This is a genomic window from Achromobacter marplatensis (genome assembly GCF_049060505.1).
GTDB lineage: Bacteria > Pseudomonadota > Gammaproteobacteria > Burkholderiales > Burkholderiaceae_B > Achromobacter > Achromobacter marplatensis_A.
The window spans coordinates 1-25,723 of record NZ_JBMGRB010000003.1; the positions used below are offsets into that span (position 1 = coordinate 1).

The window sequence follows — 25,723 nt, forward strand, 5'->3', positions numbered from 1 at the left end:
TTGTTCAGCACTACGCCCGACGGGCCCACGTTGAATTGGGTATAGCGGTTGTTGGAAACCCCGCCCGCCGACGGCGGTGCGATGTTGACGACGGGCACGCCGTTGCTGACGCTGACCGACGGCTTCGCGCCGGCCACGCTCTTGTCCACCGAGATCGGCAACGTTTGGGCCAACAACGGGGTCCACACTTGCGTGAACACGGTGGACCAGACAATCAGCGAACGAAGCTTGGACATGAGGCGTACCTAAGAATGCAACTCGGGGATTGAACGAGCCATCACGACACGGTGACGGCGCGGGCGATCAGAACTCGAACATCACAACCATTGAAAACACGGTGGTCGACGTCTTTAAGGAGTCGGGCTTTTTCAACGGCCAGCCGGCAGACAGGTCGTAGCTGGCATTGACGTATGGCACGGAAAACCGTCCGCGCAGTCCGGCAACCGCGCCGACCAGCGTGCGGCCCGACAGGAATGCGGCGGACGGGCCGCCGACACGGCCGACGTCGACTCCGGTATAGAACTGCTGCCCCGGCAAGCCCGTCAGGCGCTCCAGATTCAACGAAAGGTCATTGCGCAGCGACCAGCCATCTTCAGCGGCAAGGGTCATCTGCCCATCAAAGCCGCGCACCGCATAGCGGTTGCCGATAGTGAAATAGTCCGCGGGCACGACGGCGGTCTTGGCGTGCTGGATCTGCCAATTGCCTTGGTACGCGAAGGGTTGGTCCGCAATCTTGAAGGGCACGTAAAGGCCGATATTCGCGGTATAGATGGTGCTGCGCCCGTTCCAATCCGGGTCGCCGTAGACATAACCCGGCTGATCGGAATACTGCGGCAAGGTGCCGCGCACCCCGCCCCCCACGTCCAGCACCGACTGCCCCAGATATTGGCGATGCGCGTAGCTGAATTCGTAGCCGGTAACGTCACGGCGCTGCACATCGATGGGCACATCGTTCAGCGTGCTGTCCGTGCGCTTGCGCAACAACGTGAACGACGCGTTGCCCTTATAGGCGGTGCCGCGATACGGCACGACCGACACGCCTGCCTGCAATTGTTTGGTGGTGCCGCCATAAACGATGGGCTCTTCAAAGCCCGCCACTGTCTGCCGATACGTGGATTTGCTGGCGCCGGCAAAGAACATCCAATAGCCAAACGGGATGCTGTAGTTGATGGACGCCGCACGCGTGTTTGAATTTGAATCCCGCCAGCGTGCGTTGCTGTTCCACGACACCGACAATTGGTCATACAGGAACAACGGTGAATCCAACGTCAGGCCGGCGTTGACTTGGTACTTGCCAATGGCGTCCATGCCGCCGTTGTCGCCGCCAACATAGCCGTGCCAGCGCTTGCCGGAGCCCGGGCGGATGACGATATCCGAATCCCCAAGCTCGGGGCCGGGCGCGACGTCTATCGCCGCGTCCGCCTGACCGGCGAGCCGGCGGACATTCTCCAACGCCTGGTCCAGATCGCGCTGGTTCAGTTCGCCGCCTGGGCCAGTGGGCACGGCGGTGCGCCACCAGCCGATGGCGTCCTTGCCTTTAACGCCGGATATGCGTCCCGGCACATAGCGCAGCGTCAGTTTTCCCGCAGCCAATGATTGTTCGGGCACCAGCACGCGAGCGGTCACCCTGCCGCTGTCAATCAATTCACCGGTCAGATATTCCTGCAACGCGCGCAAGCCTTGCCCGCCCACGCACTGGTCAAGCACCGCTCGGCTGGCTTCCGATAGGAATGCGGGGGGCAACACCCCGTCCCACACCAGCTGTTTGATGGCGAAGCATGGGGTTTCGGTCGGAAATTGTAGGGCTTGGGGGGTGGGCGCGACGTCGGGTGTCAGGACGTCAGGGCGCTCGGCGGCCCGTTGGCGCTGCGCATCGATTTCAAGTTCCTGTCGGCGCTGGATCTCGGCGGCACGCCCGCCATCAGGCACCGGCTGGGCAAGTACAGCAACGGGGAAAACCATCATGGCGACTGCGACCTGCGCCCTTCGTCGCCCGCACAAAGCAACTTCCATACGTAAATCTCGCTGCGAAAAAATCGATGTTCTTTTGTCTACTTTGGATATTTATCGTTACTGATTCTGCTGTCGGGGTGCACTATATAACAATTTGTGTCTTTTTATATTGAAATTTTGGACATCAAAGTTAGTAGAACTTGCCCGAAATAGGAATCGGAAAAGTCTTAAATGCGGTTTTTTGCCGTGCGGCCATCAAACGGCGGTGTGCCCGGCCCGTGACACAGCAACAGCGACATATGCTTATTTCCCCGGGTTATCCCGAATGCCTCCATATCAACAAATCGTCAATAATTCGCCAACGTTTTGTCATCGATCCGTCCCTTATCCGCCTCATCCATGTCTGTATCCATCCGGGACGCCATTGTTTCCTCCGCCCATCTCGCCTCGTCCGCCCCGGAGTTGTCCGAGGTGGAATTCGGGCTGATCATCGCGTCCCACGCTTTCAATCGCTGGATGGTGCGGTGCATGGCTTGCGCGGGCTTGCCTGAATTGACCTCGCTGGACATCCTGGTGCTTAACCATGTGTTCCACCGCGGCCGCGGCAAGAAGCTGGCGGACATCTGCTTCACCCTGAATGTCGAAGACACCCATCTGGTGAACTATTCGCTGAAGAAGCTGGAGCGGCTGGGCGTGGTGCAAAGCGCCAAGACAGGCAAGGAAGTGATCTACACAACCACCGAAGCCGGCGCCGCCGCCATCCAGCGCTACGCTGAAGTGCGCGAGCAATGCCTCGTCAAATCGTTTATTGACTCCCCTGCCGCGGAAGACGCCAACCATCAATTGGCCAACACCCTGCGCACCCTGTCGGGCCTGTACGACCAGGCTGCCCGCGCCGCCACCTCGCTGTGAGAATCCACGTTGTCTAGCACTACTGCCTCTTCGTCTGCCCCGTTGTTGTCCGTGCGCGGCGTATCGGTCGATTTCAATACCGACACTGGCGTGTTCCGCGCCGTCGATGGCCTGGACTTCGATGTCCGGCCGGGCAGGACGCTGGCGATCGTCGGCGAATCCGGCTCGGGCAAGTCGGTTACGTCCATGGCGATCATGCGGTTGACCGACTACACCAGCGGCCGCATCGCCACGGGTCAAATCCTGTTCCGCGACAACGACGGCCGCGAAACCGACCTGACGAAAGCCACCGACGAGCAGATGCGCGCGATCCGCGGCAACGACATCGCAATGATTTTCCAGGAGCCGATGACGTCGCTGAACCCGGTGTTCACGATCGGCGACCAGATCGTCGAGGCCATCATGCTGCACCAGCAGCTATCGCGCTCGGCCGCGCGCCAATCGGCCCGCAAGCTGCTTGAGAAGGTGCGCCTGCCGGACGCCGAGCAATTGCTGGACCGGTATCCGCACCAATTGTCCGGCGGCATGCGCCAGCGCGTGATGATCGCGATGGCGCTGTCGTGCCAGCCGCGCCTGTTGATCGCCGACGAACCGACCACCGCCCTGGACGTGACCATCCAGGCGCAGATCCTGAACACCATCCGCGAATTGCAGCGCGACCTGGGCACGGCCGTCATCTTCATCACGCACGATATGGGCGTGGTGGCCGAGATGGCAGACGATGTGGTCGTGATGCTGCGCGGCAAGAAGGTCGAGCAAGGCACCGTCGACGACATCTTCAATGCGCCCAAGCATCCCTACACCCGCGCACTGCTGGCCGCGGTGCCGCGCCTGGGCAGCCTGACCGGCAGCGACCTGCCGCTGCGCACGCCGCAAACGGTGCTGGAAGGCGACACCCTGCGCGAAGTGGGTGAAACGCGCGAACAGGACACGGCACGCTACGACGAGCCGGTGCTGCGCGTGGAAAAGCTGACCACCCGCTTCGATGTGGGCCACAACCTGTTCGGCCGCGTCACGCATCGCGTCCATGCGGTCGAAAAGGTGAGCTTTGACGTCTACCCCGGCGAAACGCTGGCCCTGGTGGGCGAGTCGGGCAGCGGCAAGTCCACCATCGGCAAAACCTTGCAGCAACTGGTGGCGCCGACCTCGGGCGCGGTGCGCTACAACGGGCAGGACATCTTTTCGATGGATGCCGCCGGCCGCCAGCGCCTGCGCCAGGAAATTCAGTACATTTTCCAGGATCCCTACGCGTCGCTGGACCCGCGCAAGACGGTGGAATTCAGCATCGCTGAACCCATCCGCACGCACGGCCTATTGAACGGCGACGCGGCCATCGCCCGCCGCGTGGGCGAATTGCTAGAGCAAGTCGGCCTGAAGCCCGAGCACGCCAAGCGCTATCCGCACGAATTCTCGGGCGGCCAACGCCAACGGGTGTGCATCGCGCGGGCGCTGGCCAGCAACCCCAAGCTGATCATTGCCGATGAATCCGTGTCGGCGCTGGACGTATCCATCCAGGCGCAGATCCTGAACCTGTTGATGGATCTGCAGAAAGACCGCGGCCTGTCGTACCTGTTCATCACGCACGACATGGCGGTGGTGGAAAAGGTCAGCCACCGCGTGGCCGTGCTGTATCTGGGCCAGATCGTGGAACTGGGCACGCGCCGGCAGATTTTCGAATCGCCGCAGCATGCCTATACCCGCAAACTGCTGGCAGCGGTGCCGGTGGCCGAGCCCGGCCGTCACATCGACACATCGTTGATCGAAGGCGAAATCCCCAGCCCGGTGCGCCGCGTGGGCGACGAGCCCGCCATCATTCCCCTGATCGAATTCGCGCCCGGCCACCAAGTGGCCCGGGCGGCCTGAAGCCCCCTCTTTCCCTCGGCCCGACCCGACTTCCCGTCCCTGGAGCGACCATGCAATCCCTACGCACCACCTTTACCGCCGCCGCCCTGACCCTGGCGCTGGGCGGCGCGATGCCCGCCGTCTTCTCGACCGCGCATGCCGCGGGCACGCTCAGCGTGGCCATCAACCAGGACCCGGGCAGCTGGGATCCGATCGACACCTTCGTGACCTTCTGGGGTTCCGTGGGCGGCAACCTGTACGACGGCCTGACGATGCGCGGCGCCGACCTGAAGCTGCAACCGGGCTTGGCCACCAGCTGGGAATACCTGGACGACAACAAGCGCCTGCGCTTCAAGCTGCGCCAAGGCGTCAAGTTCCACAATGGCGAACCCTTCAACGCCGAAGCGGTGAAGTTCACGTTCGAACGCCTGCTGGGCGCGGAAGGCGCCAAGGGACCGCAAAAGTCCAACTACGACTCGATCGGCGAGATCAAGGTCGTAGACGAATACACCGTCGACTTCATCCTGAAGCAGCCCGATCCGGTGCTGCTGACCAAGCTGGCCGGCTACGGCGCCATGATCGTGCCGCCGAAGTACATCAAGGAAAAGGGCGAGGACTTCTTCAACACGAACCCGGTCGGCACCGGCCCGTTCAAGTTCGAAAGCTACCAGCCCAAGGTCAACGTGACCCTGGCGCGCAACGATGAATACTGGGGCGGCAAGCCCAAGCTGGACAAGGTTGTGTACCGTTTCATCGGCGAACCCGGCACCCAGGTCGCCGAGCTGCAAGCCGGCCGCATCGACATCGCCACGCTGATCCCGCTGGGCTTGATCGAAACCGTGAAGAAGTCCGGCAACGCGGACGTCATCTCGACCGGCGGCCCCGTGGCCTTCGCGCTGCGCTACAACACCAAGGGCGGCATCACCCAGAACCGTGACGTGCGCCGCGCGCTGATCATGGCGGTCGACCGCGAAGCCATCGTCAAGCAGCTGCTGTTGGGCCAGGCCAAGGTCATCGCCAGCTTCCAGGGCCCGCAGTCCTTCGGCTACAACCCCGAACAGAAGCCCCTGCCCTTCAACCCCGCCGAAGCCAAGAAGCTGCTGGCTGCGGCGGGTGTGAAGCCGGGCGCCGCGGTACAGATCGACGTGCGCGGCAGCGATTCGAACTTCCGCGAAGTGGCCCAGGCCGTGTCGGGCTACCTGCAAGCCGTGGGCGTGCGCGCCACCATCAAGCCGTATGAAACCGGCGTGCTGCTCAATGACATCATCCCGGGCGGCAAGACGGGCGAAATGTGGCAGAACCAATGGGGCGGCTGGACGTATGACTACGACAACACCGCGTACCTGATGTACCACACGGGCCAGAAGTGGAATCCGTATGACAACGACGCCAAGCTCAACGGCATGCTGGAAGCGCAACGCACCGTCTACGACGTGAAGAAGCGCGAGGCCATGCTGCAGGAAATCGCCGGCTATGTCGCCGACCAGGCGCTGGAGTTGCCGCTGTACAGCCTGAACACGATCGTGGGCGTGAATAAGCGCGTGAAGAACCTGGAAGTGCCCGGCGACATCCGCTTCCGTTTCCTTGAAGCCAGCGTGGAGTAGCGTTCCCCCCCGAAGCGCTGCCGCGCTTCCCCCCAGGGGGCATGCCTCGGGACCGGCAAAGCCGGATCCCTGGCATCCCGCTGGTGCGATACCCGTTGAAGCATCGACGATGCCCGTTGAAGCAATAACATTACCGACCCTCTCCGGTGCAAGCCGGAGCGGCGCCTTATGACCGGATTTCTCATTAAACGCGTGTTGCAGGCGGTCTTCGTGATCGTCGCCGTGACACTGCTTGTCTCGTATGCCGTGCGTCTGACTGGCGACCCCGCGCTGATGCTCAGCCAGGGATCGGGCAGCGTCACTGAACAAGACCTGGCCAACATCCGCCAGGCGCTGGGCCTGAACCGGCCGTTCCACGAACAATACCTGTCCTACATGCAGGGGCTGTTGCATGGCGACTTCGGCCGCAGCTTCATGGGCGGCACGTCTGTCGCCAAGCTGATCGGCGACGCCCTGCCCGCCACCTTAATGCTAGCCTTCACGTCGCTGATCTTCTCGATCCTGATCTCGCTGCCGCTGGGCATCCAGGCGGCCATCAAGCGCGGCAAGGCAACCGACCAGGCTATCCGCATCCTGTCGCTGGTGGGCTTGTCATTCCCCAACTTCTGGCTGGCGTTGATGTTGGTCCTGCTGCTGTCGATCACGTTCCCGCTGCTGCCGCCTTCGGGCTGGAGCGGGCCCGCCAGCCTGATCCTGCCGTCCTTGACGATGGCCATCATCCTTAGCGCCACCAATATCCGCCTGGTGCGCACCACGATGCTGGAAACGCTGTCGGCGCAGTACATCATGGTGGCGCGCAGCAAAGGCCTGAAGGAACGCGTGGTGCTGTACAAGCATGCGCTGCGCAATTGCGCGATTCCGCTGATCACCTACCTGGGCCTGCAATTCGGCGGACTGATCGGCGGCATCGTCGTCATCGAGATGGTGTTCAACTGGCCCGGTCTGGGCACGCTGGCGTTCGACGCCATTTCCGGGCGCGACTACCCGGTGCTGCAGGGCACGGTCACCGTGCTGGCCACCGTCATCGTTCTGGTCAACCTGATCGTCGACATCGCCTACGGCATCGTCGACCCCCGTATCCGCACGCGGTGAGCCTTATGCAGACAACCACCCCCACCGCCGCCGCTCCCAAGCCTTTCAAGCCGCGCAGCCGCTACCGTTCCCTGGAATTCGTGCTAGGCGCCCTGCTCACCGGTGTCATGGTCCTGCTGGTGCTCAGCTCTGGCTGGCTGTTCCCGGATGGCGGCGAATCCATGGACCTGGCCGCCCGCCTGATGGCGCCCTTCTCGTCCGCCGCCCATCCGTTTGGCACCGACCCGCTGGGCCGCGACGTGCTGGCCCGTGTGATCGTCGGCGGCAAGATTTCGCTGATGGTCGGCTTTGCATCCGTGCTCGGCGGCGCGTTGCTGGGCATCATCATGGGTCTTATCGCCGGCTACTACCGCGGCTTCTGGGACATGATCGTCATGCGTTTCGCGGACGTGCAGCTGGCGCTGCCTTTCATCCTGGTGGCCATCACGTTCATCGCCATCCTGGGTGGCGGGTTGTACAACGTGATCTTCTTCATGATCGTGTCGCAATGGGTGCAATATGCGCGCCTGGTCCGGGCGCAGGTGCTGGCGCTGCGTGAACGCGAGTTCGTGCTGGCCGCGCGCGCTTTCGGCGTGCGCGACCTGGCCATGATCCGCCACCACATCGTGCCCAATCTGCTGGGCCCGCTGGTGATCCTGATGACGCTCAACGTGGCCAACAACATCCTGCTGGAAAGCAGCCTGACTTTCCTGGGCCTGGGCGTGGATCCCATGATCCCCAGCTGGGGCGGTATGCTTGCCGACGGCCGCACCTACATGCAGACGGCATGGTGGGTCAGTGTCTTCCCGGGGCTGGCCATCATGCTGACCGTGCTGGGCCTGAACCTGCTTGGCGACTGGTTGCGGGACCGCCTGGACCCCACCGGAAAGGTGTAAGGCAAATGCCCCGCAAGGGGCATTTTTCCCTTTACCGGATGATGAAAGAACATCGAAGGAACTGAAAGCATGTCTTTGCTGGAAAAAACATTCGACCGCACGCTGGACGCCTGGACGCACGCCTACATGGCCCCCGCCTGGCGCGGCGCGGTCGTGGAAGGCTGGCTGTTTGAAGGCGTAGAGGCCCGCCGCGCCGCTGAAGCCCGGCTGGCGCAGGCCGGCGTCACGGCGCGGTTTCGCAGCGCCTACAAGCCGCTGGTGCATTTCTTCCTGGAAGACGTTGACCGCGAAGGGTTGGTGTCGGCCCAAGTACGCTATCCGCTGCACGAACATGCCCAGGCCAAGCGCTTCACGCTGGAAGCCTACCCGCTGGTCGCCTTGATGGAGGGCGTGCGCGTCGTCATGCAACCGGGCGCCTCGGACCTGCACTACGACGTCTCGCTGACCTATGCGGACGGGCGCAAGGTCGACACGCGGGTCTTCGCCCCCAATCAATTGGGCCAGGCCCAGGACGGCAAACCCGAACTGTCGCCCACAGGCTGGCTGCGGGTCCGCGACGCCGAGGGCCAAGTCCAGATCGACGCCGCTCAAGCCACCGAGTATCAGCAGGTGTTCCGCATCATCGTCGACACCGTGCGCAACCACCCTTGGGGCACGCACGAACCATACTTCGACCGTCTGGAAATCCGTGTCGACCTGCCAGGGATGGATTTCGCCCTGCCGGTGGACGAAGAGATCGTCAGCACCTTCGAAGCGCTGCACGAGGACGTGTACTTTTCGTTGCTGGAACACTTCCAGCACCACTCCGGCCGACCCTCCGGTGACCGCGGCCTGCAGCCCGGCCAGATCATCCCCGATATCCGGCGCCATGACGGCGCGGCGCGCGTGCAGATTTCAGTGGAACCGTTCGAGGCCCCGGCGCCGGTCATCGCCGCGCCGCTTGACGCGCCGTTGGCCCAGCGCCGCGAACCCTTGACCGCCGGCCAAATCGCCGGCTGCATGGCGGCATTCGGCGGGGACGCGTTCCAGGCCGTGTCGCGCCAAGGCCGCCCGGTGCTGGGCACCTATGTGCGCGGCCCCGGGCCGGCTGTCTTCATTTCAGGCGCGCAGCACGCCAACGAGACCTCTGGCGTCGTGGGCGCCCTGCGCGCAGCGCAGACGCTGGCGGCCCGCGGCGACGCGCACTTCGCGCTGATCGCCGCCGAGAATCCCGACGGTTATGCGCTGTTCAACCGCCTGCGCGAACATCATCCCCGCCATATGCTGCACGCGTCGCGCTACAGCGCGTTGGGCGACGACATCGCGTACCGCGAACACGCGCCATTCTTCGAACGCGATGGCCGCCATCAGGCGCATGCGATCAGCGGCGCGCAGTTGCATATCAATCTGCACGGCTACCCGGCGCATGAATGGACCCGTCCGCTGTCGGGGTATCTGCCCCGCAATTTCGAACTGTGGACCGTGCCCAAGGGCTTCTTCCTGGTGTTGCGCCATCATCCGGGCTGGAGCGAACGCGCGCGTCGTCTTATCGAAGGCGTGACGGCCCGCTTGGCGCGTCATGTGCCGGGGCTGGTTGAATTCAATGCGCGCCAGCTGGAACTCTTTCACGCGCACGCGCTCGAATCCGGTTTCGACGTGCTGAATGGCATTCCGGTACAGATTACGGAAAGCGATCGCGAAGAACTGCCGCTGGCGCTAATCTCGGAGTTTCCGGATGAAACCGTCTACGGCGACCGTTTTATTTTCGCGCATACTGTGCAAATGGAAACCGTCCTGGCGGCTACCGAGTTGTATCGTTCAGGGCTGTAGCACGCATGAAGGCGCGGCGGCGAAGGACCGCGGCGCCTTTGACAAACAGAATCAATAAGAAAATGAATATCCGAGAACGCAATCACGGCGACGATCTGGTCCTGGCGGACATCTGGCTCCGTTCGGTGCGGGCCACGCATTCCTTCCTGACCGAAAAAGAGATTCAGGCCATGTACCCGCAGGTACTCAACACCTACCTGCCGTCCGTGCGCGTGTGGGTCTGTGAGGACGATGCCGGCGAACTCGCCGGTTTCATGGGCCTGTCCGGCAACAAGGTGGAAATGCTGTTCGTGGACGCCAACAAACGCGGCAAGGGCGCCGGCCGCCGCCTGCTGAACTTCGCGCGGTCGCTGCACGGCACCCTGCTGGTCGACGTGAACGAACAGAATCCGCAGGCGCATGGGTTCTACAAGCACTACGGATTCGAAGACATGGGCCGTTCGGCGCAAGACGACGCAGGCCGCCCGTTTCCGATCATCCACATGAAGCTGGCGGGCTGACGCGGCGCAGAAGCGGCGCAGAAGCGGCGTTGGTGCGGCGTTGGTGCGGCGTTGACGCGTAGGATGGGTGAAGCGCGAGAGGCCGCTGTCAAAAACTCCGGTGCCCCGCGCGCGTAACCCATCTGGCAGCGATTGTGCTGTGGCAGAAGCCGCGCGGCATTCACCGCTGCTTGATGGGTTGCGCGCGCTGGATTGTGGCGTTCTTGCCGCCGGCCTCCCGCGCTTCACCCATCCTACGGATGCTGGGGTTCGTGGCGGGCTCGCCAGGCCTTCAGCGCATCGCGATAGTGTTCCATGGCTTCGTCGTAGCGGTCATAGACGCAGGGGATGCAACCACTGTTGCAGCATTCCTCGGGCGCGGGGCGCTCGGGCGGGGTGGGCTGCGGATCGTTGTCTTCGGGAATCGTCGGCGTGCTCATACCGCAATGTTAGCGCCGATCCGCGGCCTTTCAGGCGCTTGCGTGCGCGTGGGCAACCCGCCATTCCAGGCGGCGGATCTCGTAGCGGACCTTGCCACGGGCGTCGTCGCCAGCCGTTTCTCCCACATACCGCAAGCCGGTCTTCTCCATGACGCGGCGCGACGCCGCGTTCGACCGCAACGCCACGGCCGACAACACGTCCACCGGCAGCAGCTCAAACCCCATGTCGATCAGCGACGCCGCGATCTCGCCCGCATAGCCACGCCCCCAGCAGTCAGGCAGGAACGCGTAGGCCAGTTCGATGGCGCCCAGCGCATCGGACACCGTGTACTTCAGGCCGGCGCGGCCCACCATCGCACCCGTGTCGCGGTCTTCCAGCACATACATGCCGTAGCCGTATTCGGTCCAATGCGCGACGTTCTGCGCCACATACAGCCGGCTGGCGGCGGCGTCGCGCGTGCCGCCCATTGTCTCCATCAGGCCCGCGTCGGCGTGCATGTCGGTGATGAATGACAGGTGGTCCTGCCGCATGCGCTGCGCGCGCAGGCGGCGGGTCAGGAACGCATCGGGGAACACGGCATGCGGCATGGTCGGCTCACTTTGGCGGGAGGGGCCGCGCTGCCAGCGCCGGATCGGCCTTCAGGATATCCAGGATGCGCTTGCCCACGCGGCCGTCCTGCGGCAAGTTGCGGCGTTCCTGCTCGGCACGCACCGCATCGCGCGTCTTGGCGCCCGGAATGCCGTCCGCCACGCCGATGTCGTAGCCGCGGCCGTAGAGATCTTCCTGCAACTGCTTGATTTCGGCACGCGACAGGCCGGCATCGTCCGTAGGCCACGCGGCGACGATAGCGGGACCGCCCTGCAAGCGGTTCAGCAACAGCGACACGGCCAAGCCGTAGCGGCGCGACTGGTTGTAATGCAGGATGGCATCAAAGTTGACCGTGGCCAGGAATACCGGCCCCTTGGCGCCGGTGGGCGCGAACAGGTAGGCCTGTTCGTCATTGCCAGACGGCAACTTGAGCACCGAGCCGTCGCCCTGCTTCAGGCCGGCCTGGGCCCATTGCGCGATGGTGCGGCGGTCTTGCGAACCCACGTATTCCGCGTCGGGTTCGGGCGGGATGGCGGCGGCCACGTCGGCCGGCACGCGCACTTCCACGACGGCCGGCAGACCGTGCGTCCACTTGGCGCGGCGCTTGCGCAAATGGTTGGCGGTGGACGCCAGCGCATCGGGCAGCGAGTTGTACAGATCGATGCGGCCGTCGCCGTCACCGTCCGCCGCCAGTTCATAGAAGGAGGTCGGGATGAACTGCGTCATGCCGAAGGCGCCGCTCCAGGATCCCACGAAACTGTCCGCGGGCACCGTGCCGTCGCGCAGCAGACGCACCGAGGCGTAGGCGTTCTTTTCCCACAGGGTCTTGTTCTCGGTGCAGGCCCGCGTCAACCAGGCGTTCAACACGTCGGTCTTGCCGATCTGGCGGCCGTAGTTCGTCTCGATGCCGAAGATCGCGACGAGCGTGGCCGGATCCACTTGATATTGTTGGCCGATCGCGGCCAGTTGCGGGCCAACTTTTTTCATGACGGCACGGCCGTCGTTGACGCGTTCGTCGTCCACGGTCTTGGCGATGTAGTCCCACCAGCTTTCGCGCCCTTCCGGCTGGCCCTTGGCGGACGCCACGGTCGTGGGCAGAAGTTTGGCGTTGGCGGTGTACTTGTCCCAGTCGGCGACGGTCAGGCCGTTGGCGGCCGCGCCCTTGCGCAGCTTCGCGATGCAGGCCTTGGTGTCCAGTTCGGTCGGGACAATGACCGTCGGCGCGGCGGGCGAAGCCGTCGCCGCAGGCACGGCCGTCGCGGCAGGCACGGCGGTCGCGGCAGGCGCCGGGGTCGCCGTCGCGGCCGGTGCGGGCGCCGGCGCAGGCGCTACTGAAGGGATGGGAGCTGGCGCAACGGCCGGCTTCTGTCCGGCGGATTGCGCCGCGGTCACATCGTCGAAAGTACGCTTCGGCGTCAAGGTCGGCTGCACCGGCGCGGGCGCGGGCGACGAGGCGCGCGATCCGGTCGCCGACTCGGGCGATTGCGCCTGTGCGGCGCTTGCGACGGCAGCCATCACGGCGGCGGCCAGCAAGGCGCGGGAAAAGGTATCGATTCGAGGGCCTGAGGAACGCGGACGCATGGTAATCCTGAAAAATCGAAGTCAGGCAGGATCGTACCGCGACCAGCCGCCGAAATCGAACCGCAAGCCGTCAAAGCGCAACTTGGCGCTACGCGGTCTGTTTGGCCATGATCAAAGCCGGCGGTTCGCGCAACACGCGCAGGCAGACCACCATGGCGATCACGCTGAACAAGGCAAAGCCCAGGGTCTGCCCCAGCATCACCCCCTCGGGGCCGCCGTAATGCGCGCCCAGCCACACGAACGGCAAGGTGCCCAAGGTGGAACGCAGCCAGCCGATGACCGTGGAATAGGTCGCGTAGCCCAGGTTGTTGAAGACGGCAATCGACACGAAGAACAGACTGTTCACCGCCCAGGCGAAACTGCCGTAGCGGCAGAAGAAGATGATCAGGTCGCGCCCCGGGCCGGTGACCTCGAAGACGTCTGGCATCCAGGGCGCAAGCACCGCCAGCACGGTGGCGGCGGCGAACCCGTAGAACAAGGCCCAGCGCGATGTCAGCCTTACGGTCTGTTTCACGCGGTCCCATTGCCCCGAGCCCAGGTTCTGCCCAAGAATGGGGCCAATGGCGCCGGGCAGCACGAAGAACAGCGCATAGGCCAGTTGCAGCACGCGGTCGACCACCGTGGCGCCCGCCATGACGCTAGGACCGAAGCTGGCATACGTGGAAACAGTGAAAATCACCGCGGCGGGCGTCGCCAGCGTGGTCAGCGCCGCGGGCAGCGCGATTTTGCCGATTGCAGCCAAGTCGGCCCGCAACACACGCAATGCGGGCCATGCCACCAGGCGATGCGTGCGAAACACCAGCCACGCGCCCAGCCCCACCGTCGCCAGGCGACCGCCCCCGCTTGCCCAGGCAATGCCTTCCATGCCGCCGTCCAGCACGAAGATGACGATCGGGTCCAGCGCCGCCACCGTGGCGGTGCCGGCCAGCAGCACCCACATGGACTGACGACCGTGGCCTGCCGCGCGCAGCAGGTTCGACAGCATCATGCCAACGCCCATCACCACCGTGAAGGGCGTGGTGATCAACACATACGACAGCAAGTGCCCGCGCACGTCTTGGGCCAGCCCGATGGCTGCGGTAAATGGTCCGATCGCCGCCAGGAACACCGCGCCGGCCGCCACCGCCGCCCCGGCCATCAAGATCAGCGAGGCCCCGGCCAGCGTGCGTGCGCGCGGCGCATTGCCGGATCCCAGCGCGCGCGACACCAGCGCCGCGCCCCCCACGGTCACGCCGATGCACACCGACGTGATCGTGAACTGCGTCATCGATCCGAACCCCACGGCGCCCAGCACCGCTTCGTCCTTCAGCGTGCCCAGGTACAACAGCGACAGGAACTCCACTGCGAAGACGGCCAGCATGCTGGCCCAGCCGGTCAGGATCATTTCAAGGACGTGCGGGCCCAGGGGCCCCGAGACAAAGCGGGCGCGTGGATCGGCGGTGGCGCGGGCGACGATGGCCAAGGCGGGCCTACCGTGCCGCGGACACGTTGCCGAACCAATACTGGGACACGCTGCTTTCGTTGGAATACCAGGGCAGCAGGCCGATGGAATCGGACTCGCGCCGCACGGTCACCAGCAAGCCGCCGGCCTCGGGGCGAAACAACGCCACATGCCGCCGCACGCCCATGGATTCGTGCTGGCGCCAGTCGTGCCGCACGCTGACCCACAGCCGGCCCTGCGCGCAACCGGTGTGACGCCGAATGCCGTCAGGCACGCCAGGCCTGGCGTCGTGACTCAACGCGGCGGGGTCTTGCGCGCCATTCAGCAAAGGCAAATGCGCGGCCGACCGCGCCCCGCGCCCGTCCAGGGCCAGCACGTCCCATCCGCCGGCGGCAGGCGAGAAGGCCACCGTGGCGTCAGGCGTCGATTGCCATTCAGGCAGCAGGTTGTCGTGCATGCCCTGAAGGTCCAGCGGGTAGCTCAGGAAATTGCGCAGGTCGACGAGCGACTTCGCTTCGCGGTCGCCCGAGCGGTATTCGCCTTGCGCCCGGTACGTGCCCGCCAGATCGGGGCATTGCGCCGGGTCCGACGACAACACCACCGGCGTGCCGTCCCGGAAAGGCGGCCACTTGACGGAGACCTCGTCCACCCGGGTTACGCCGCATGCACTCAAGGCCAGCGCCGTCAGCCCCGCAGCGGCAAGCCGGATCGTCCGTCGCGCGCCCCATCCCGCTGCATTCATGGCTGTCTCCTTGCTTGCCGGCTTTCGGGTAACTCCCACTGGCGGCCGTCCCGTATTCGTTGTTGTGCCTGGCGACGAACTATATCTGAATCCTGCACTGTCGTTGCCAAGCGCCTGACGCAGGGGAATAATCGGCCCATCCCTTACGCCCCCGCGCCATGACACCCTTCCGAGGCAAACTCCGTATCCGGCACCTGGAAATCGTGCTGACCGTCGCAGAATTGGGCAATGTGTCCAAAGCGGCGGCGCAGTTGCACAGCACGCAATCCGGCCTGTCCCGCGCCATCGCTGAAATCGAAGAGCTGGTGGGCGCGCGCCTGTTCGAGCGCACGGCCAAAGGAACGACGTGCACGCCGCTAGGCGACGCCATGTGCCGCCACGCGCGCCTGCTGCTCACCGACTTTCGCAAAGCCGAGATCGACCTGGCTGCGATGTCGCGCGGCGACGAAGGCAGCCTGACCGTGGGGTGTTTTTCGATGTTTGCCGGCTGGCCGATGGCGCAAGCCGCGCGCGGCTTTCGGCAGGCTTATCCCCGCATTACGCTCACCATCGAAATCGGCACGCACGAACGCCTGATCGAAGACCTGGATGCCGGTGCACTTGACGTGCTGATCAGCCGCTTCTCGTCCACCGTCAACCCGCAGATCTACCGGTCCACCACATTGCTGGAAGACTCGGTAGTGCTGGCCTGCGCCAACGGGCATCCGTTGGCCGGGCGGCCGGACACCACGCTGGCAGACTATGTGGCCTATCCGTGGATTACGGCGCTACCGGGCAGCCGCATCCGAGGCGAATTGGAGATGTCTCTGCGTAACGCGGGCTTGGCGATTCCGGATATGATCGGCGCCCTGTCGCTGGAGTTCGGCCGCGAGATGCTGCTGGGCGGGCAGTATCTGTGGATGCTGCCGGGCAGCGTGGCCGCTGTCCGGCAGGCCCGGCACGAACTCATCGTGCTGCCGGCGCGCCCCGGCATCGGAAAATCGCCTTTGGCCGCGATCTGGCGCCGAGACCGCCCCAGCACGCGGCAGGCCCGCGCTTTCGCCGAGCAAGTCAAACAAGCCATCCAGGCGGACGACATCGCACTGGCCGCCTGACCGCAGGCCTTGAATTCGCATCCCCCTTTTTTATCGGAGCACCCATGTACGACTGGCTCAACGCACTGCCCAAAGCCGAACTGCACCTGCACCTGGAAGGCTCGCTGGAACCCGAGCTGCTGTTCCAGTTGGCGCAACGCAACGGCGTGGCGCTGCCCTGGGCCGATATCGATGCCCTGCGCGGCGCCTACAACTACGGCAACCTTCAGGAATTCCTGGATCTGTACTACCTGGGCGCCGACGTGCTGCGCACCGAACAGGATTTCTACGACCTGACGTGGGCTTATCTGCTGAAGTGCCGCGAACAGAACGTGGTGCATACCGAGCCCTTCTTCGACCCCCAGACCCACACCGACCGCGGTGTGCCGTTCGCCGTCGTCCTTACCGGCATCCGCCAGGCGCTGGAAGACGGCCGCAAGCAGTTGGGCGTGACCAGCGGTTTGATCCTGAGCTTTCTGCGCCACTTGCCGGAGGCGCAGGCGATGCGGACGCTGGAAGAAGCGCTGCCCTTTCGCGACGCCTTCATCGCGGTCGGACTGGACAGCAGCGAAAAGGGCTTTCCGCCGCGCCTGTTCCAACGCGTGTTCGACCGCGCCCGCGCCGAAGGCCTGCCGGCCGTTGCCCACGCGGGCGAGGAAGGTCCGCCCGAGTACATCTGGGAAGCGCTGGACCTGCTGAAGGTGCTGCGCGTCGACCACGGCGTGCGCGCCGCAGAAGACCCCGAACTGATCGCCCGCCTGATCGATGAACAGATCCCCCTCACTGTCTGCCCCCTGTCCAATACCCGATTGCGCGTGTTCGAACACATGCGCGACCACAACATCCTGTCGCTGCTGGACGCGGGCGTGAAGGTCACGGTCAACTCCGACGACCCCGCCTACTTCGGCGGCTACGTCAACGAGAACTTCCACGCGCTGTACGAGCATCTGGGCATGACCCGGGCGCAGGCGCAAGCCTTGGCCGACAACAGCCTGGACGCTCGCATCACCAAGTAAACGCCGGAAGCCACGCGGCGCCCCAGCCATGCGAGTTGCGCATGGCAATGTTCAAAACCGGCATGGCTGCCCTGGCCAGATCTTCCCTACCATAGCCCCACGGTTGCGGCGCCTTCCGCGCCGGCCGCACGACAACGATGCAAGGGGCAGGATATGAATCAACCCGTCCAGGCGGTGCTGCGGGCCGGCACGCTGACTGGCCAACGCGATGCGGGCGGCATCTGCTGCTATCGCGCCATTCCCTATGCGCAGCCCCCGGTAGGCAGCCTGCGCTTCGCGCCGCCGCAGCCCGCCGCATGGCGCGGCCACCTCGATGCCACGCGCGCCGGGCCCGTCGCGCCGCAACTGCCTTCGCGGCTACGCGGCGCCATGGGCGATTTCGACGCGCCCCAATCCGAAGACTGCCTGCACCTGACCGTGTGGACGCCCGGCGCGGACGCTGCGCGACGGCCCGTGGTGGTGTGGCTGCATGGCGGCGCATGGCAAAGCGGCGGCGGCGCGCTGGACTGGTACGACGGTTCGCAGCTTGCGGCCCGAGGCAACCTGGTGGTCGTCGCCGTCAACTACCGGCTGGCCGCGCTGGGCTGGCTGTATGTGCCTGGACAAACGGCCAACGTCGGCTTGCTGGACCAGGAAATGGCGATCGACTGGGTGCTGGACAATATCCGGGACCTGGGCGGCGACCCCGAGCGCATCACGGTCATGGGCCAATCGGCAGGGGCGTCGTCGATCTGCGCGATGCTGGCTCGGCAACCCCGGTTCTCGCGCGCCATTCTGCAAAGCGCGGCGCTGGGCCGGGGCTTTCGCAGCGCCGCGCAAGCCGACGCGCTGGGGCAGGCGTTTTTACAGGCCGCGGGCGCCGAATCGCTGGACGCGGCACGTGGCTTGCCTGTGGCTGCCCTGCTGGCGGCCCAGCAGGCGCCCGCCGTACAAGACGTACTGCGCGCCGAAGGCAGCAGCCGCAGCCAGTTCTGCCCCGTGCTGGACGGCCAGGTGCTGCCGCACGACATCGCACCCGCGCTGCAACGGGCGGCCTCCCGCGCGGATGTGCTGGTGGCCTATACCCGCGACGAAATGGCAGCCTTTCCCGGCCAAATTCTCAACGCGGCCGATGCGGCCTGCCAGCAAGCCGGCGAGGAAGTCTTCGGCGCGCCTTCCCGTCAATGGGCTTTGGACGCCGTGGCAAGCGGTCGGCAAGCCTGGCTGGCGCGCTTCGACGTAGCGCCCACGGCGCGCTTTGGCGCCTGCCACTGCATCGAACTGCCGTTCGTGTTCGGCACCGTCGGCGCCTATGCCGCCGCACCGATGCTGGCGGGATTGCCCGAAGCCCAGGCATCCCAGCTCACGCAGCAGACGCAACAAGCGTGGATCGCGTTCATCCGCGGCGAAGCGCCCGGCTGGCCGATGGCGCCGCACCAGCTCATCCTGGCCTGAGCCCGCAGCCGCGGCACCGACTCACAACAACACAAGGGGAAATTCCATGTTCAAGCACATCGCGCTGGCGCTTGCGCTGCTGGCGCCCGTGGCCGCTTCGGCCACCTATCCCGACAAACCCGTGAAGATCATCGTGTCCAACCCGCCAGGCGGCCCGGTGGACGTCATGCTGCGTGTGCTGGCCAGCAAACTGGGCGCTGCCTGGGGGCAGCCGGTGGTTGTCGAGAACCGGCCCGGTGCCTCGGGCATCATTAGCACCAGCGCCCTGGTCAAATCCGCGGCCGATGGCTACACGCTGGGCATGGTGGTGGCATCCACCGTCACGATCGTGCCGTTCGCGGTGGATGCGCTGCCCTTCGACACGCAGAAGGATCTGCAGCCGATCTCGCTGGTGGCGCGCACCCCGTTCCTTTTTATCGTATCCAAGGACAGCCCGATCAAGACCTGGGAAGACTTCGTGCGCGAAAGCAAGGCGCGCAACCTGAGCGTGGGATCGTTCTCCATCGGCACGGCATTTCATCTGGTGTGGGAACAGACCGCCCGGCGCGCCGGCATCAAGGCGCTTTACGTGCCGTCGTCGTCGTCGGGCAAAACGCAGAACGATCTGATCGGCGGCCAACTGGACGTGGGCCTGGATGCGCCGTCCAGCGCCAAAGGCCTGATCGACAGCGGCCGCCTGCGCGCCATCGCCATCACCAGCCCCGAACGCTTCGCTGGCTTGCCCGGCACGCCGACGCTGAAGGAGTCCGGCCTGGACTACGCGCCGCAACCCTGGATCGGCTTGATGGCGCCCACGGGCGTGCCGAACGAACGCGTGGCATTTATTCAGAAATCGGTGTCGGACATTTTGAAAGACCCCGCGATGCAAACCCAGATGGAAACCCTGGGCATGATCCCGATCGGCAGTTCGCCGGAAGAATTGGCGGCCACCATCAAGTCGGACCGCGCCGACATGGCGCCGCTGATCAAGGAACTGGGCATCAAGCTGCAATAAGTGTCGCTGCCCGGCAAGGGCCGCCCCACCGTGCCAGGATTGGCCCTTGCCGCGATTGGTATCGAGAATGCGTTCTTTTCAATTGACCGACGGTCAGTCGGTAAATAGAATGGGGGTTTCGCCGCCGACGCTTTCTTCCATGCCGTTATCCCCCTCCCGCCGCCGTGCCCTGGCCGTTGCCGTCAATCTGGGCAGCTTCATCACCATCCTGGACATCAGTATCGTCAACGTGGCGTTGCCCACCATGCAGGCCGCGCTGGCGATTGACATGGCAGGCCTGCAATGGGTGGTGGACGCCTACGCCTTGTTCCTGTCCGCCTTGATGCTGTCGGCGGGCCCCCTGGGCGACCGCTATGGCCGCAAACGTTCCTGGCTGGCCGGCGTGCTGTTGTTCACGGCCGGCTCCGCAATCTGCGGATGGGCCGGCAGCCTGCTCGTGCTGCTGATCGGGCGCGCCGTGCAGGGCGTGGCGGGCGCCTTGCTGATTCCGGGCGCGCTGTCGCTGTTGACACAGGCCTTTCCGGACCCGAAAGCCCGCGCACAGGCGATTGGCGTGTGGGCATCGTGCAATGCGATCTCGCTGATCGTGGGGCCGATGTTGGGCGGCCTGCTGGTGGCGCATTTCAGCTGGCAGAGCATCTTCCTGATCAACCTGCCGGTGGGGGCGTTGGCCATCGCCCTGGGTGCGTGGGGCATCCAGGAAAGCGCGGACCCCGAACACGCCGCCTTCGACCCTGCGGGCCAGGCACTTAGCGTGGTCTGGCTGGGCGCGCTGACCTATGGCCTGATCGCGGCGGGCGAACACGGCTGGAATGCCAGGGACGCCGTGGCCTCCTTGTGCGTGGCGGCCGTGGGGCTGGCGGCCTTCCTGGTGGTTGAACACCGCGCGGCGCGGCCCTTGTTGCCGCTGCGCCTGTTCCGCGATGCCGGCTTCGCGACAACCAACTTCGCCTCGTTTGTGCTGGGCTTTTCGGGCTACAGCAGCTTGTTTTTCTTTTCGCTGTATCTGCAGCACGTGCAAGGCCTGTCGCCGCTGGACACCGGGTGGCGGCTGGCGCCGCAGTTCATCGCCACCGGGCTGGTATCGACGGTGTTCGGCCGCCTGAACCTGCGCTTCGGCCTGCCCCGGCTGATGGTCGCCGGCTACGGCCTGATTGGCGCCGCCATGCTGGGCATGATGCAATTCGAAGCGCATACGCCCTGGCTCGCGACCGGATCGCTGATGGTAATGCTGGGCGTGGGCATGGGGCTGGCCGTGCCATCGACCAGCATGGCCGTCATGGCGACGGTGCCGCGCGCCCGCTCGGGCATGGCGTCCGCCACCATGAACGCGCTACGCCAGACCGGCATGACGATAGGCATCGCATTGCTGGGCGCATTGATGAGCGGCCGCGCGATAGACGCGTTCACGCGCACACTGGCCGGCATGGGCGTGGCCGATGCGCCCGGCGTCGCGCGCGCCGCCGTCACGCGGCATGTCATGCCTGCCCAGCCGTCAGGTATTGCCGCCGGATTCGCCGACGCGCTGGCCGGCGGTTTCCATATCGCGATGCTGATCGCGGGCGCCGCATCCGTGTTGGCGGCGGTGTTGCTGTGGGTCGTGGCGCGCGGCGCCAAGCCCGCGCTGCACACGGTTTGAACGCCTGATCCGGCGCCCGGAATTCCACCTTCCGGAATCAAACGGCGGTGATTTTAAGCATCCGTAACAAAGCTGCCGGCCGCGCCGCGCTTGGGTAAGATCCTCATCCAATAACAGGTTAACAACCACGAGGAGAAGACCATGCAATCGCGTAAGACGTTGTTCCGGCTGGCCCCGCTGGCGCTGGCCGCCCATTTGCTGATGGCCGGCCCGGCAGCCGCCCAAAGCGCGCCGGGCACGCAAGGCCCGCTGCCCCCCGCGCCCAACACCGCGCTGTCCCAACAGATCGACCAGCGCGCGAAGGCAATCGAAGACAAGCTCATTGCCTGGCGCCGCGACATCCATCAGCATCCCGAACTGGGCAATCAGGAAACGCGCACCGCCAAGCTCGTGGCGGATCATCTGCGCGCGCTGGGCATGGACGTGAAGACCGGCGTAGCAGGCACGGGTGTCGTCGCCGTGCTCAAGGGCGGCAAACCCGGCCCGGTCGTAGCGCTGCGCGCCGACATGGACGCCCTGCCCGTCAAAGAGCAAGTGGACGTGCCCTTCGCGTCGAAAGCCAAGGGCACGTATCTGGGCAAGGAAGTGGACGTCATGCACGCCTGCGGCCACGATACCCACACCGCCATCCTGATGGCCACCGCCGAAGTCCTGGCCGGCATGAAAGACCAGCTGCCCGGCAGCGTGAAGTTCATTTTCCAGCCCGCCGAGGAAAGCCCGGCCGACTTCGAACCGGACGGCAAGAAAATCTGGGGCGCCAAGATGATGGTGCAGGAAGGCGTGCTGGAGAATCCGAAGGTGGACGCCATCTTCGGCCTGCATGTGTCCAGCGCGTATCCGGCCGGCTGGCTGTCATGGCGCAGCGGCCCGGCCATGGCCGCCGCCGACCAGTTCTGGATTGATGTCACCGGCAAGCAGACGCACGGCGCGCGCCCCTGGTCGGGCATCGACCCCATCGTCGTCAGTTCGCAAATCATCCTGGGCTTGCAGACCATTCCCAGCCGCCAGATCAACAGCATGCTGGAACCTGCCGTCATCACCGTGGGCGCCATCCACGGCGGCAACCGCATGAACATCGTGCCGGACAACGTCGCCATGACGGGCACCATCCGCACCTATGACGAAGGCATGAAGAAGGACATCCATCAACGCATCACCCGCACCGCCGAGATGATCGCGCAAAGCGCCGGCGCGAAGGCCGACGTGCGCGTGGTCGAACTCTACAACGCCACCGTCAACAACCCGGCGCTGACCGAGCAGATGGGTTCCACCTTGCGCCGCGTGGCGGGCGAAGGCAACTATGGCCTGCAACCGAAATCCACGGCGTCGGAGGACTTTTCCTTCTATCAGGAAAAGGTGCCGGGCATGTTCTTCTATCTGGGCGTGACGCCCAAGGGCACCGATGTGGAAAAGGCCGCCCCCAATCACTCGCCGCGCTTCTACGTGGATGAATCGGGCCTGATCAACGGCGTGCGCGCCTTGTCGAACCTGACCATCGACTACATGGCCCGCGCGCAGAAAGGCAGCTGAGCGGCACGCCATGCGGTCGTGAGGCCCGCCCGCGATGCAAGCCGCTTGAACCCTGCCCGCCGCGCCGTGCGGCGGGCATAAGCAAACGGCTACAAATTCTTTGTCAGGCGTGGCCCGGTTTTCTACAGTACGCCCCTTTGCCGCCCGCGCGGCCATCATGTAGAAGCCCCGCCATGCCGCTTTCCCGCCGCAAATTCATGCTTGCCAGCGCATTGGCGCTGCCCTTGGCGCGCCCACGCGCCGCGCGCGCCTCCGCTTGGCCCGAACGCCCGATCCGCCTGATCGTCACGTTTCCGCCGGGCGGCGCAAGCGACATCGCCGCACGCCTGATCGCGCCAGCGCTGGCCGAACGGCTGGGTCAGCCCGTCGTCATTGAAAACAAGCCGGGCGCGGGATCCACCATCGGCGCCAGCCTCGTGGCCCAGGCGCCGGCCGACGGCTACACCCTGCTGATGTCGAATTCAGCACCCTTATCGATCTCGCCCGCGCTGATGCCGCAAGCGGGATACGACGCGCTGGCCAGCTTCAAACACATCGCTTACGTGGGCGCGGTGCCCACCGCCTTTGTCGTGCATCCGTCGGTGCCCGTGTCCAGCTTGCAGGCGTTGACCGCATGGATCCGCGCGCAGGATCAGCCGGTGCAATACGGCAGCGGCGGGCTGGCCTCGGTGGGGCAGATCGTGGGAGAACTGTATTCCCGCCAGACGGGCGCGCGCTTGCAGCACATCCCCTACAAAGGGTCGGGCGCCATGCGCAACGACTTGCTGGGCGGACAGATCCGCGTTGCGATCGATGCCCTGCCGCAGAACCTGCCGTTCCTGCGTTCCGGCCAGTTGCGCCTGCTGGCGGTTACGACGCCGCATCCGGTACCGCAGGCACCCGAGATTCCCGCCGTGGGGGAACTGGGCTACCCCGGCCTGATCGCCGAGAACTTCGTGGGCCTGTCGGGTCCGGCAGGCTTGCCGGAGGCGGTGTCGCAGCGCTTGAACGAGGAAATCGGCCGCGTGATGCAGTCAGCCGATATCGGCACAAAACTTGCGGGGCAGGGCTTTGTCCTGGCGCGGAAATCGCCCGCCGAATTCACCGACTTCGTCCGGCGCCAGGCCGAGGCGTGGGGACCAGTGGTGCGCTCGACCGGGGCCAGCCTGTGAGCGCCCGCCGGATATTGGTGCTGTTCGGCCACCCCGGCCGGGGCGGCTTCAACGAAGCGGCCGTGCAAGGCGCCGCGCGCGCCGCGCAGGCCGGCCAGCCGCTGCAGCTGGAGTGGATTGCCGCGAACGACGCGGCGGCGCGCGCCCAGCGCATCACGCAGTTGTGCGCTGCCGCGCCGGACCTGGTCATCGTGCATGGCGGCCAGGGCGACGTCCCCGTCGCCGAGGTGGCGCCGCGGTTTCCGCGCACGCAATTCGCCATCACTCAAGGGCATCACACCAGTTCGAATGTCGCGTCGTATGAAATCCTGCAAGAACACACGGCGTTCCTGGCCGGAGTGCTGGCTGGCCAGCGCGCTGGCAATGGACGAGCCGCCCACCTGTCGGGCGAACGCGTGCGGCCGGGGTTGAAGGGCCGCGCGGCCTACGCCGACGGCGTGCGACGCGTGACCGGCCACGATCCGTTGACCGCATTCTGCGGCAATCAGCACGACCCTGAATTGGGCGCAGCATGGACTCGTGCGCTAGCCGCTCGAGACGCCCGCGTGGTGTTCGCCATGATGGACGGCGGGCGCGACGGCGTGACGCGGGTTTGCCGCGAGACCGGCGTATGGCAGATCGGCAACGTGGTGGATTGGGTGGCTCGCGATCCGCAGGTCTATCTGGCATCAGCCTTGGCGGATTCAGGCCTATGCGTGCAGCGCGCCGCCGCCGACCACGCCGCGGGCACGCTGGCCGTGGGGCGCGTCACCCGCTTCGGGTTGGAGCACGCCGCGTCGCTGCGCCTGGTGGTGGGCGCGCAGGTCGGAGCAGAAGAGCGCCGCGTGCTGGACGACTGGGCCGGACGATTGGCGGCAGGCGCTATCCGCATTGCGTCGGACTACGCTGGCACGGAGTTCCAGATGCCGGCCCCGCGCCTTCAGCGGTCCACCGACGCGGTGGCGTAAAACCCCTGGTGATACGCCACCTGGCCCTGCGCCGGGCGCGTGAATGCCTGCGCCATGAAGTACTCCGGCGGCACGCCGGGATACGTCAGTGCGGGCGTCGGCTCGAATCCGAAACGCCTGTAGTACGCCGGGTCGCCCAACACCACGCAGCCCGCGGCGCCCAGCGCCTTCAGGCGGTCAAGGCCTGCCCGGATCAACGCCCCGCCAATGCCGCGGCCCTGCAAGCCAGGCAGCACCGCGATGGGGCCCAGCCCGTACCAATCCACCGCCCCGTCGCTGATCTGGACGGGAGAAAACGCAACGTGCCCCGCGACACGCCCGTCTACCCGCGCCACCAGCGATAGCGTCAACGCACCGGCTTCGCGCAGCGCATTGATGATGTAGCCTTCCGTCTGCTGGCTATGAAGATGGTCTTTGAACGCGGCCTGCGTCACCATGAAAATGGCATCGTGGTCTTCCGGCGTTTCCGGCTGGATCTGCATGCAGGGGCTCCCGTCGAATCAAGCAGAAAGTGTAGCCGCGCCTGGCGGCCATTGCGCATTGACGACCGCCGGCACGGTGGCTACAGTGGCCGGCAGCC

General features: G+C 65.5%; 23 protein-coding genes. 15 read left to right on the top strand and 8 right to left on the bottom strand.

All coding sequences use genetic code 11. The features are described from left to right. Together ACI0FO_RS08195 and ACI0FO_RS08200 are read right to left on the bottom strand one after the other, a co-directional pair. Positions 1 to 236 (bottom strand): hypothetical protein (locus ACI0FO_RS08195; protein ID WP_416025701.1); only part of this gene is annotated, 236 nt, incomplete at its 3' end. Positions 237 to 303: 67 nt separating this feature from the next. Continuing rightward, positions 304 to 1,965, bottom strand: a complete 1,662-nt coding sequence (locus tag ACI0FO_RS08200; protein ID WP_416025703.1) for a ShlB/FhaC/HecB family hemolysin secretion/activation protein — start codon at positions 1,963 to 1,965, stop codon at positions 304 to 306. Between the two features lie 387 nt (positions 1,966 to 2,352). Between ACI0FO_RS08200 and ACI0FO_RS08205 the strand changes: the two genes are divergently transcribed. The 7 genes from ACI0FO_RS08205 to ACI0FO_RS08235 all read left to right on the top strand — a co-directional run bounded on the left by ACI0FO_RS08205 (position 2,353) and on the right by ACI0FO_RS08235 (position 10,587). Further along, the gene (locus ACI0FO_RS08205) at positions 2,353 to 2,865 is read left to right on the top strand and encodes a winged helix DNA-binding protein (protein WP_416025705.1); all 513 of its coding nucleotides are present in this window, start codon (positions 2,353 to 2,355) and stop codon (positions 2,863 to 2,865) included. Between the two features lie 9 nt (positions 2,866 to 2,874). Then, entirely contained in the window at positions 2,875 to 4,728 is a 1,854-nt protein-coding gene (locus tag ACI0FO_RS08210) for a dipeptide ABC transporter ATP-binding protein (protein WP_416025707.1), read from the top strand. A 50-nt stretch (positions 4,729 to 4,778) separates the two neighbouring features. Beyond that, positions 4,779 to 6,311, top strand: a complete 1,533-nt coding sequence (locus tag ACI0FO_RS08215; protein WP_416025709.1) for an ABC transporter substrate-binding protein — start codon at positions 4,779 to 4,781, stop codon at positions 6,309 to 6,311. Between the two features lie 168 nt (positions 6,312 to 6,479). Continuing rightward, complete coding sequence (locus tag ACI0FO_RS08220) at positions 6,480 to 7,403, top strand: ABC transporter permease (RefSeq protein ID WP_105556445.1); 924 nt, start codon at positions 6,480 to 6,482, stop codon at positions 7,401 to 7,403. Positions 7,404 to 7,408: 5 nt separating this feature from the next. Beyond that, positions 7,409 to 8,278, top strand: coding sequence for an ABC transporter permease (locus ACI0FO_RS08225; protein ID WP_105556446.1), 870 nt, complete (start codon positions 7,409 to 7,411; stop codon positions 8,276 to 8,278). 69 nt (positions 8,279 to 8,347) lie between these two features. Further along, positions 8,348 to 10,087, top strand: coding sequence for a peptidase M14 (locus ACI0FO_RS08230; protein WP_416025712.1), 1,740 nt, complete (start codon positions 8,348 to 8,350; stop codon positions 10,085 to 10,087). Positions 10,088 to 10,149: 62 nt separating this feature from the next. Further along, positions 10,150 to 10,587, top strand: coding sequence for an acetyltransferase (locus ACI0FO_RS08235; RefSeq protein WP_416025714.1), 438 nt, complete (start codon positions 10,150 to 10,152; stop codon positions 10,585 to 10,587). A 233-nt stretch (positions 10,588 to 10,820) separates the two neighbouring features. Here ACI0FO_RS08235 and ACI0FO_RS08240 read toward each other — a convergent pair whose 3' ends face one another. The 5 genes from ACI0FO_RS08240 to ACI0FO_RS08260 form a co-directional block, all read right to left on the bottom strand. After that, positions 10,821 to 11,006: an oxidoreductase-like domain-containing protein gene (locus tag ACI0FO_RS08240; protein ID WP_416025716.1), complete on the bottom strand. Its 186-nt coding sequence runs from the start codon at positions 11,004 to 11,006 to the stop codon at positions 10,821 to 10,823. Between the two features lie 30 nt (positions 11,007 to 11,036). Continuing rightward, positions 11,037 to 11,594: a GNAT family N-acetyltransferase gene (locus ACI0FO_RS08245; RefSeq protein ID WP_416025718.1), complete on the bottom strand. Its 558-nt coding sequence runs from the start codon at positions 11,592 to 11,594 to the stop codon at positions 11,037 to 11,039. Positions 11,595 to 11,601: 7 nt separating this feature from the next. Further along, the gene (locus ACI0FO_RS08250; RefSeq protein WP_416025720.1) at positions 11,602 to 13,176 is read right to left on the bottom strand and encodes a lytic murein transglycosylase; all 1,575 of its coding nucleotides are present in this window, start codon (positions 13,174 to 13,176) and stop codon (positions 11,602 to 11,604) included. Positions 13,177 to 13,264: 88 nt separating this feature from the next. Next, positions 13,265 to 14,638 carry an MATE family efflux transporter gene (locus ACI0FO_RS08255; protein ID WP_416025722.1) on the bottom strand — a complete coding sequence of 458 codons (1,374 nt, stop codon included), beginning with the start codon at positions 14,636 to 14,638 and terminating at the stop codon, positions 13,265 to 13,267. A gap of 7 nt (positions 14,639 to 14,645) precedes the next feature. Then, on the bottom strand, positions 14,646 to 15,359 hold the full coding sequence (locus tag ACI0FO_RS08260; protein WP_416025724.1) for a hypothetical protein: 714 nt from the start codon (positions 15,357 to 15,359) through the stop codon (positions 14,646 to 14,648). Between the two features lie 158 nt (positions 15,360 to 15,517). On the opposite strand from ACI0FO_RS08260, the gene ACI0FO_RS08265 reads away from it, so the two are divergent. The 8 genes from ACI0FO_RS08265 to ACI0FO_RS08300 all read left to right on the top strand — a co-directional run bounded on the left by ACI0FO_RS08265 (position 15,518) and on the right by ACI0FO_RS08300 (position 25,143). Further along, positions 15,518 to 16,453 (top strand): LysR family transcriptional regulator, encoded by a 936-nt coding sequence (locus ACI0FO_RS08265; RefSeq protein ID WP_416025726.1) that lies wholly within the window; start codon positions 15,518 to 15,520, stop codon positions 16,451 to 16,453. A gap of 44 nt (positions 16,454 to 16,497) precedes the next feature. Continuing rightward, positions 16,498 to 17,448: an adenosine deaminase gene (locus ACI0FO_RS08270; RefSeq protein WP_416025728.1), complete on the top strand. Its 951-nt coding sequence runs from the start codon at positions 16,498 to 16,500 to the stop codon at positions 17,446 to 17,448. A 153-nt stretch (positions 17,449 to 17,601) separates the two neighbouring features. Beyond that, on the top strand, positions 17,602 to 18,882 hold the full coding sequence (locus ACI0FO_RS08275) for a carboxylesterase family protein (RefSeq protein ID WP_416025730.1): 1,281 nt from the start codon (positions 17,602 to 17,604) through the stop codon (positions 18,880 to 18,882). 46 nt (positions 18,883 to 18,928) lie between these two features. Continuing rightward, the gene (locus ACI0FO_RS08280; protein WP_416025732.1) at positions 18,929 to 19,876 is read left to right on the top strand and encodes a Bug family tripartite tricarboxylate transporter substrate binding protein; all 948 of its coding nucleotides are present in this window, start codon (positions 18,929 to 18,931) and stop codon (positions 19,874 to 19,876) included. A 139-nt stretch (positions 19,877 to 20,015) separates the two neighbouring features. After that, a complete protein-coding gene (locus ACI0FO_RS08285; RefSeq protein WP_416025734.1) occupies positions 20,016 to 21,515 on the top strand; it encodes a DHA2 family efflux MFS transporter permease subunit in 1,500 nt (499 codons plus the stop codon). A 141-nt stretch (positions 21,516 to 21,656) separates the two neighbouring features. After that, the gene (locus tag ACI0FO_RS08290) at positions 21,657 to 23,045 is read left to right on the top strand and encodes an amidohydrolase (RefSeq protein WP_416025736.1); all 1,389 of its coding nucleotides are present in this window, start codon (positions 21,657 to 21,659) and stop codon (positions 23,043 to 23,045) included. Between the two features lie 173 nt (positions 23,046 to 23,218). Then, complete coding sequence (locus ACI0FO_RS08295) at positions 23,219 to 24,196, top strand: Bug family tripartite tricarboxylate transporter substrate binding protein (protein ID WP_416025738.1); 978 nt, start codon at positions 23,219 to 23,221, stop codon at positions 24,194 to 24,196. After that, positions 24,193 to 25,143 carry a BMP family ABC transporter substrate-binding protein gene (locus ACI0FO_RS08300; RefSeq protein WP_416025740.1) on the top strand — a complete coding sequence of 317 codons (951 nt, stop codon included), beginning with the start codon at positions 24,193 to 24,195 and terminating at the stop codon, positions 25,141 to 25,143. Before ACI0FO_RS08295 ends, ACI0FO_RS08300 begins: the two co-directional genes overlap by 4 nt. On the opposite strand, the gene ACI0FO_RS08305 is transcribed toward ACI0FO_RS08300, so the two are convergent. After that, on the bottom strand, positions 25,116 to 25,625 hold the full coding sequence (locus ACI0FO_RS08305) for a GNAT family N-acetyltransferase (protein ID WP_416025742.1): 510 nt from the start codon (positions 25,623 to 25,625) through the stop codon (positions 25,116 to 25,118). The two genes, ACI0FO_RS08300 and ACI0FO_RS08305, sit on opposite strands and share 28 nt — an antisense overlap. Between the last annotated feature and the right edge of the window lie 98 nt (positions 25,626 to 25,723).

Coding starts and splice junctions, on each gene's coding strand:
- ACI0FO_RS08200 (WP_416025703.1), bottom strand. CDS start 1,965: ATGATGGTTTTCCCCGTTGCTGTACTTGCCCAGCCGGTGCCTGATGGC.
- ACI0FO_RS08205 (WP_416025705.1), top strand. CDS start 2,353: ATGTCTGTATCCATCCGGGACGCCATTGTTTCCTCCGCCCATCTCGCC.
- ACI0FO_RS08215 (WP_416025709.1), top strand. CDS start 4,779: ATGCAATCCCTACGCACCACCTTTACCGCCGCCGCCCTGACCCTGGCG.
- ACI0FO_RS08220 (WP_105556445.1), top strand. CDS start 6,480: ATGACCGGATTTCTCATTAAACGCGTGTTGCAGGCGGTCTTCGTGATC.
- ACI0FO_RS08225 (WP_105556446.1), top strand. CDS start 7,409: ATGCAGACAACCACCCCCACCGCCGCCGCTCCCAAGCCTTTCAAGCCG.
- ACI0FO_RS08230 (WP_416025712.1), top strand. CDS start 8,348: ATGTCTTTGCTGGAAAAAACATTCGACCGCACGCTGGACGCCTGGACG.
- ACI0FO_RS08235 (WP_416025714.1), top strand. CDS start 10,150: ATGAATATCCGAGAACGCAATCACGGCGACGATCTGGTCCTGGCGGAC.
- ACI0FO_RS08240 (WP_416025716.1), bottom strand. CDS start 11,006: ATGAGCACGCCGACGATTCCCGAAGACAACGATCCGCAGCCCACCCCG.
- ACI0FO_RS08245 (WP_416025718.1), bottom strand. CDS start 11,594: ATGCCGCATGCCGTGTTCCCCGATGCGTTCCTGACCCGCCGCCTGCGC.
- ACI0FO_RS08250 (WP_416025720.1), bottom strand. CDS start 13,176: ATGCGTCCGCGTTCCTCAGGCCCTCGAATCGATACCTTTTCCCGCGCC.
- ACI0FO_RS08260 (WP_416025724.1), bottom strand. CDS start 15,359: ATGAATGCAGCGGGATGGGGCGCGCGACGGACGATCCGGCTTGCCGCT.
- ACI0FO_RS08265 (WP_416025726.1), top strand. CDS start 15,518: ATGACACCCTTCCGAGGCAAACTCCGTATCCGGCACCTGGAAATCGTG.
- ACI0FO_RS08270 (WP_416025728.1), top strand. CDS start 16,498: ATGTACGACTGGCTCAACGCACTGCCCAAAGCCGAACTGCACCTGCAC.
- ACI0FO_RS08275 (WP_416025730.1), top strand. CDS start 17,602: ATGAATCAACCCGTCCAGGCGGTGCTGCGGGCCGGCACGCTGACTGGC.
- ACI0FO_RS08280 (WP_416025732.1), top strand. CDS start 18,929: ATGTTCAAGCACATCGCGCTGGCGCTTGCGCTGCTGGCGCCCGTGGCC.
- ACI0FO_RS08285 (WP_416025734.1), top strand. CDS start 20,016: ATGCCGTTATCCCCCTCCCGCCGCCGTGCCCTGGCCGTTGCCGTCAAT.
- ACI0FO_RS08290 (WP_416025736.1), top strand. CDS start 21,657: ATGCAATCGCGTAAGACGTTGTTCCGGCTGGCCCCGCTGGCGCTGGCC.
- ACI0FO_RS08295 (WP_416025738.1), top strand. CDS start 23,219: ATGCCGCTTTCCCGCCGCAAATTCATGCTTGCCAGCGCATTGGCGCTG.
- ACI0FO_RS08305 (WP_416025742.1), bottom strand. CDS start 25,625: ATGCAGATCCAGCCGGAAACGCCGGAAGACCACGATGCCATTTTCATG.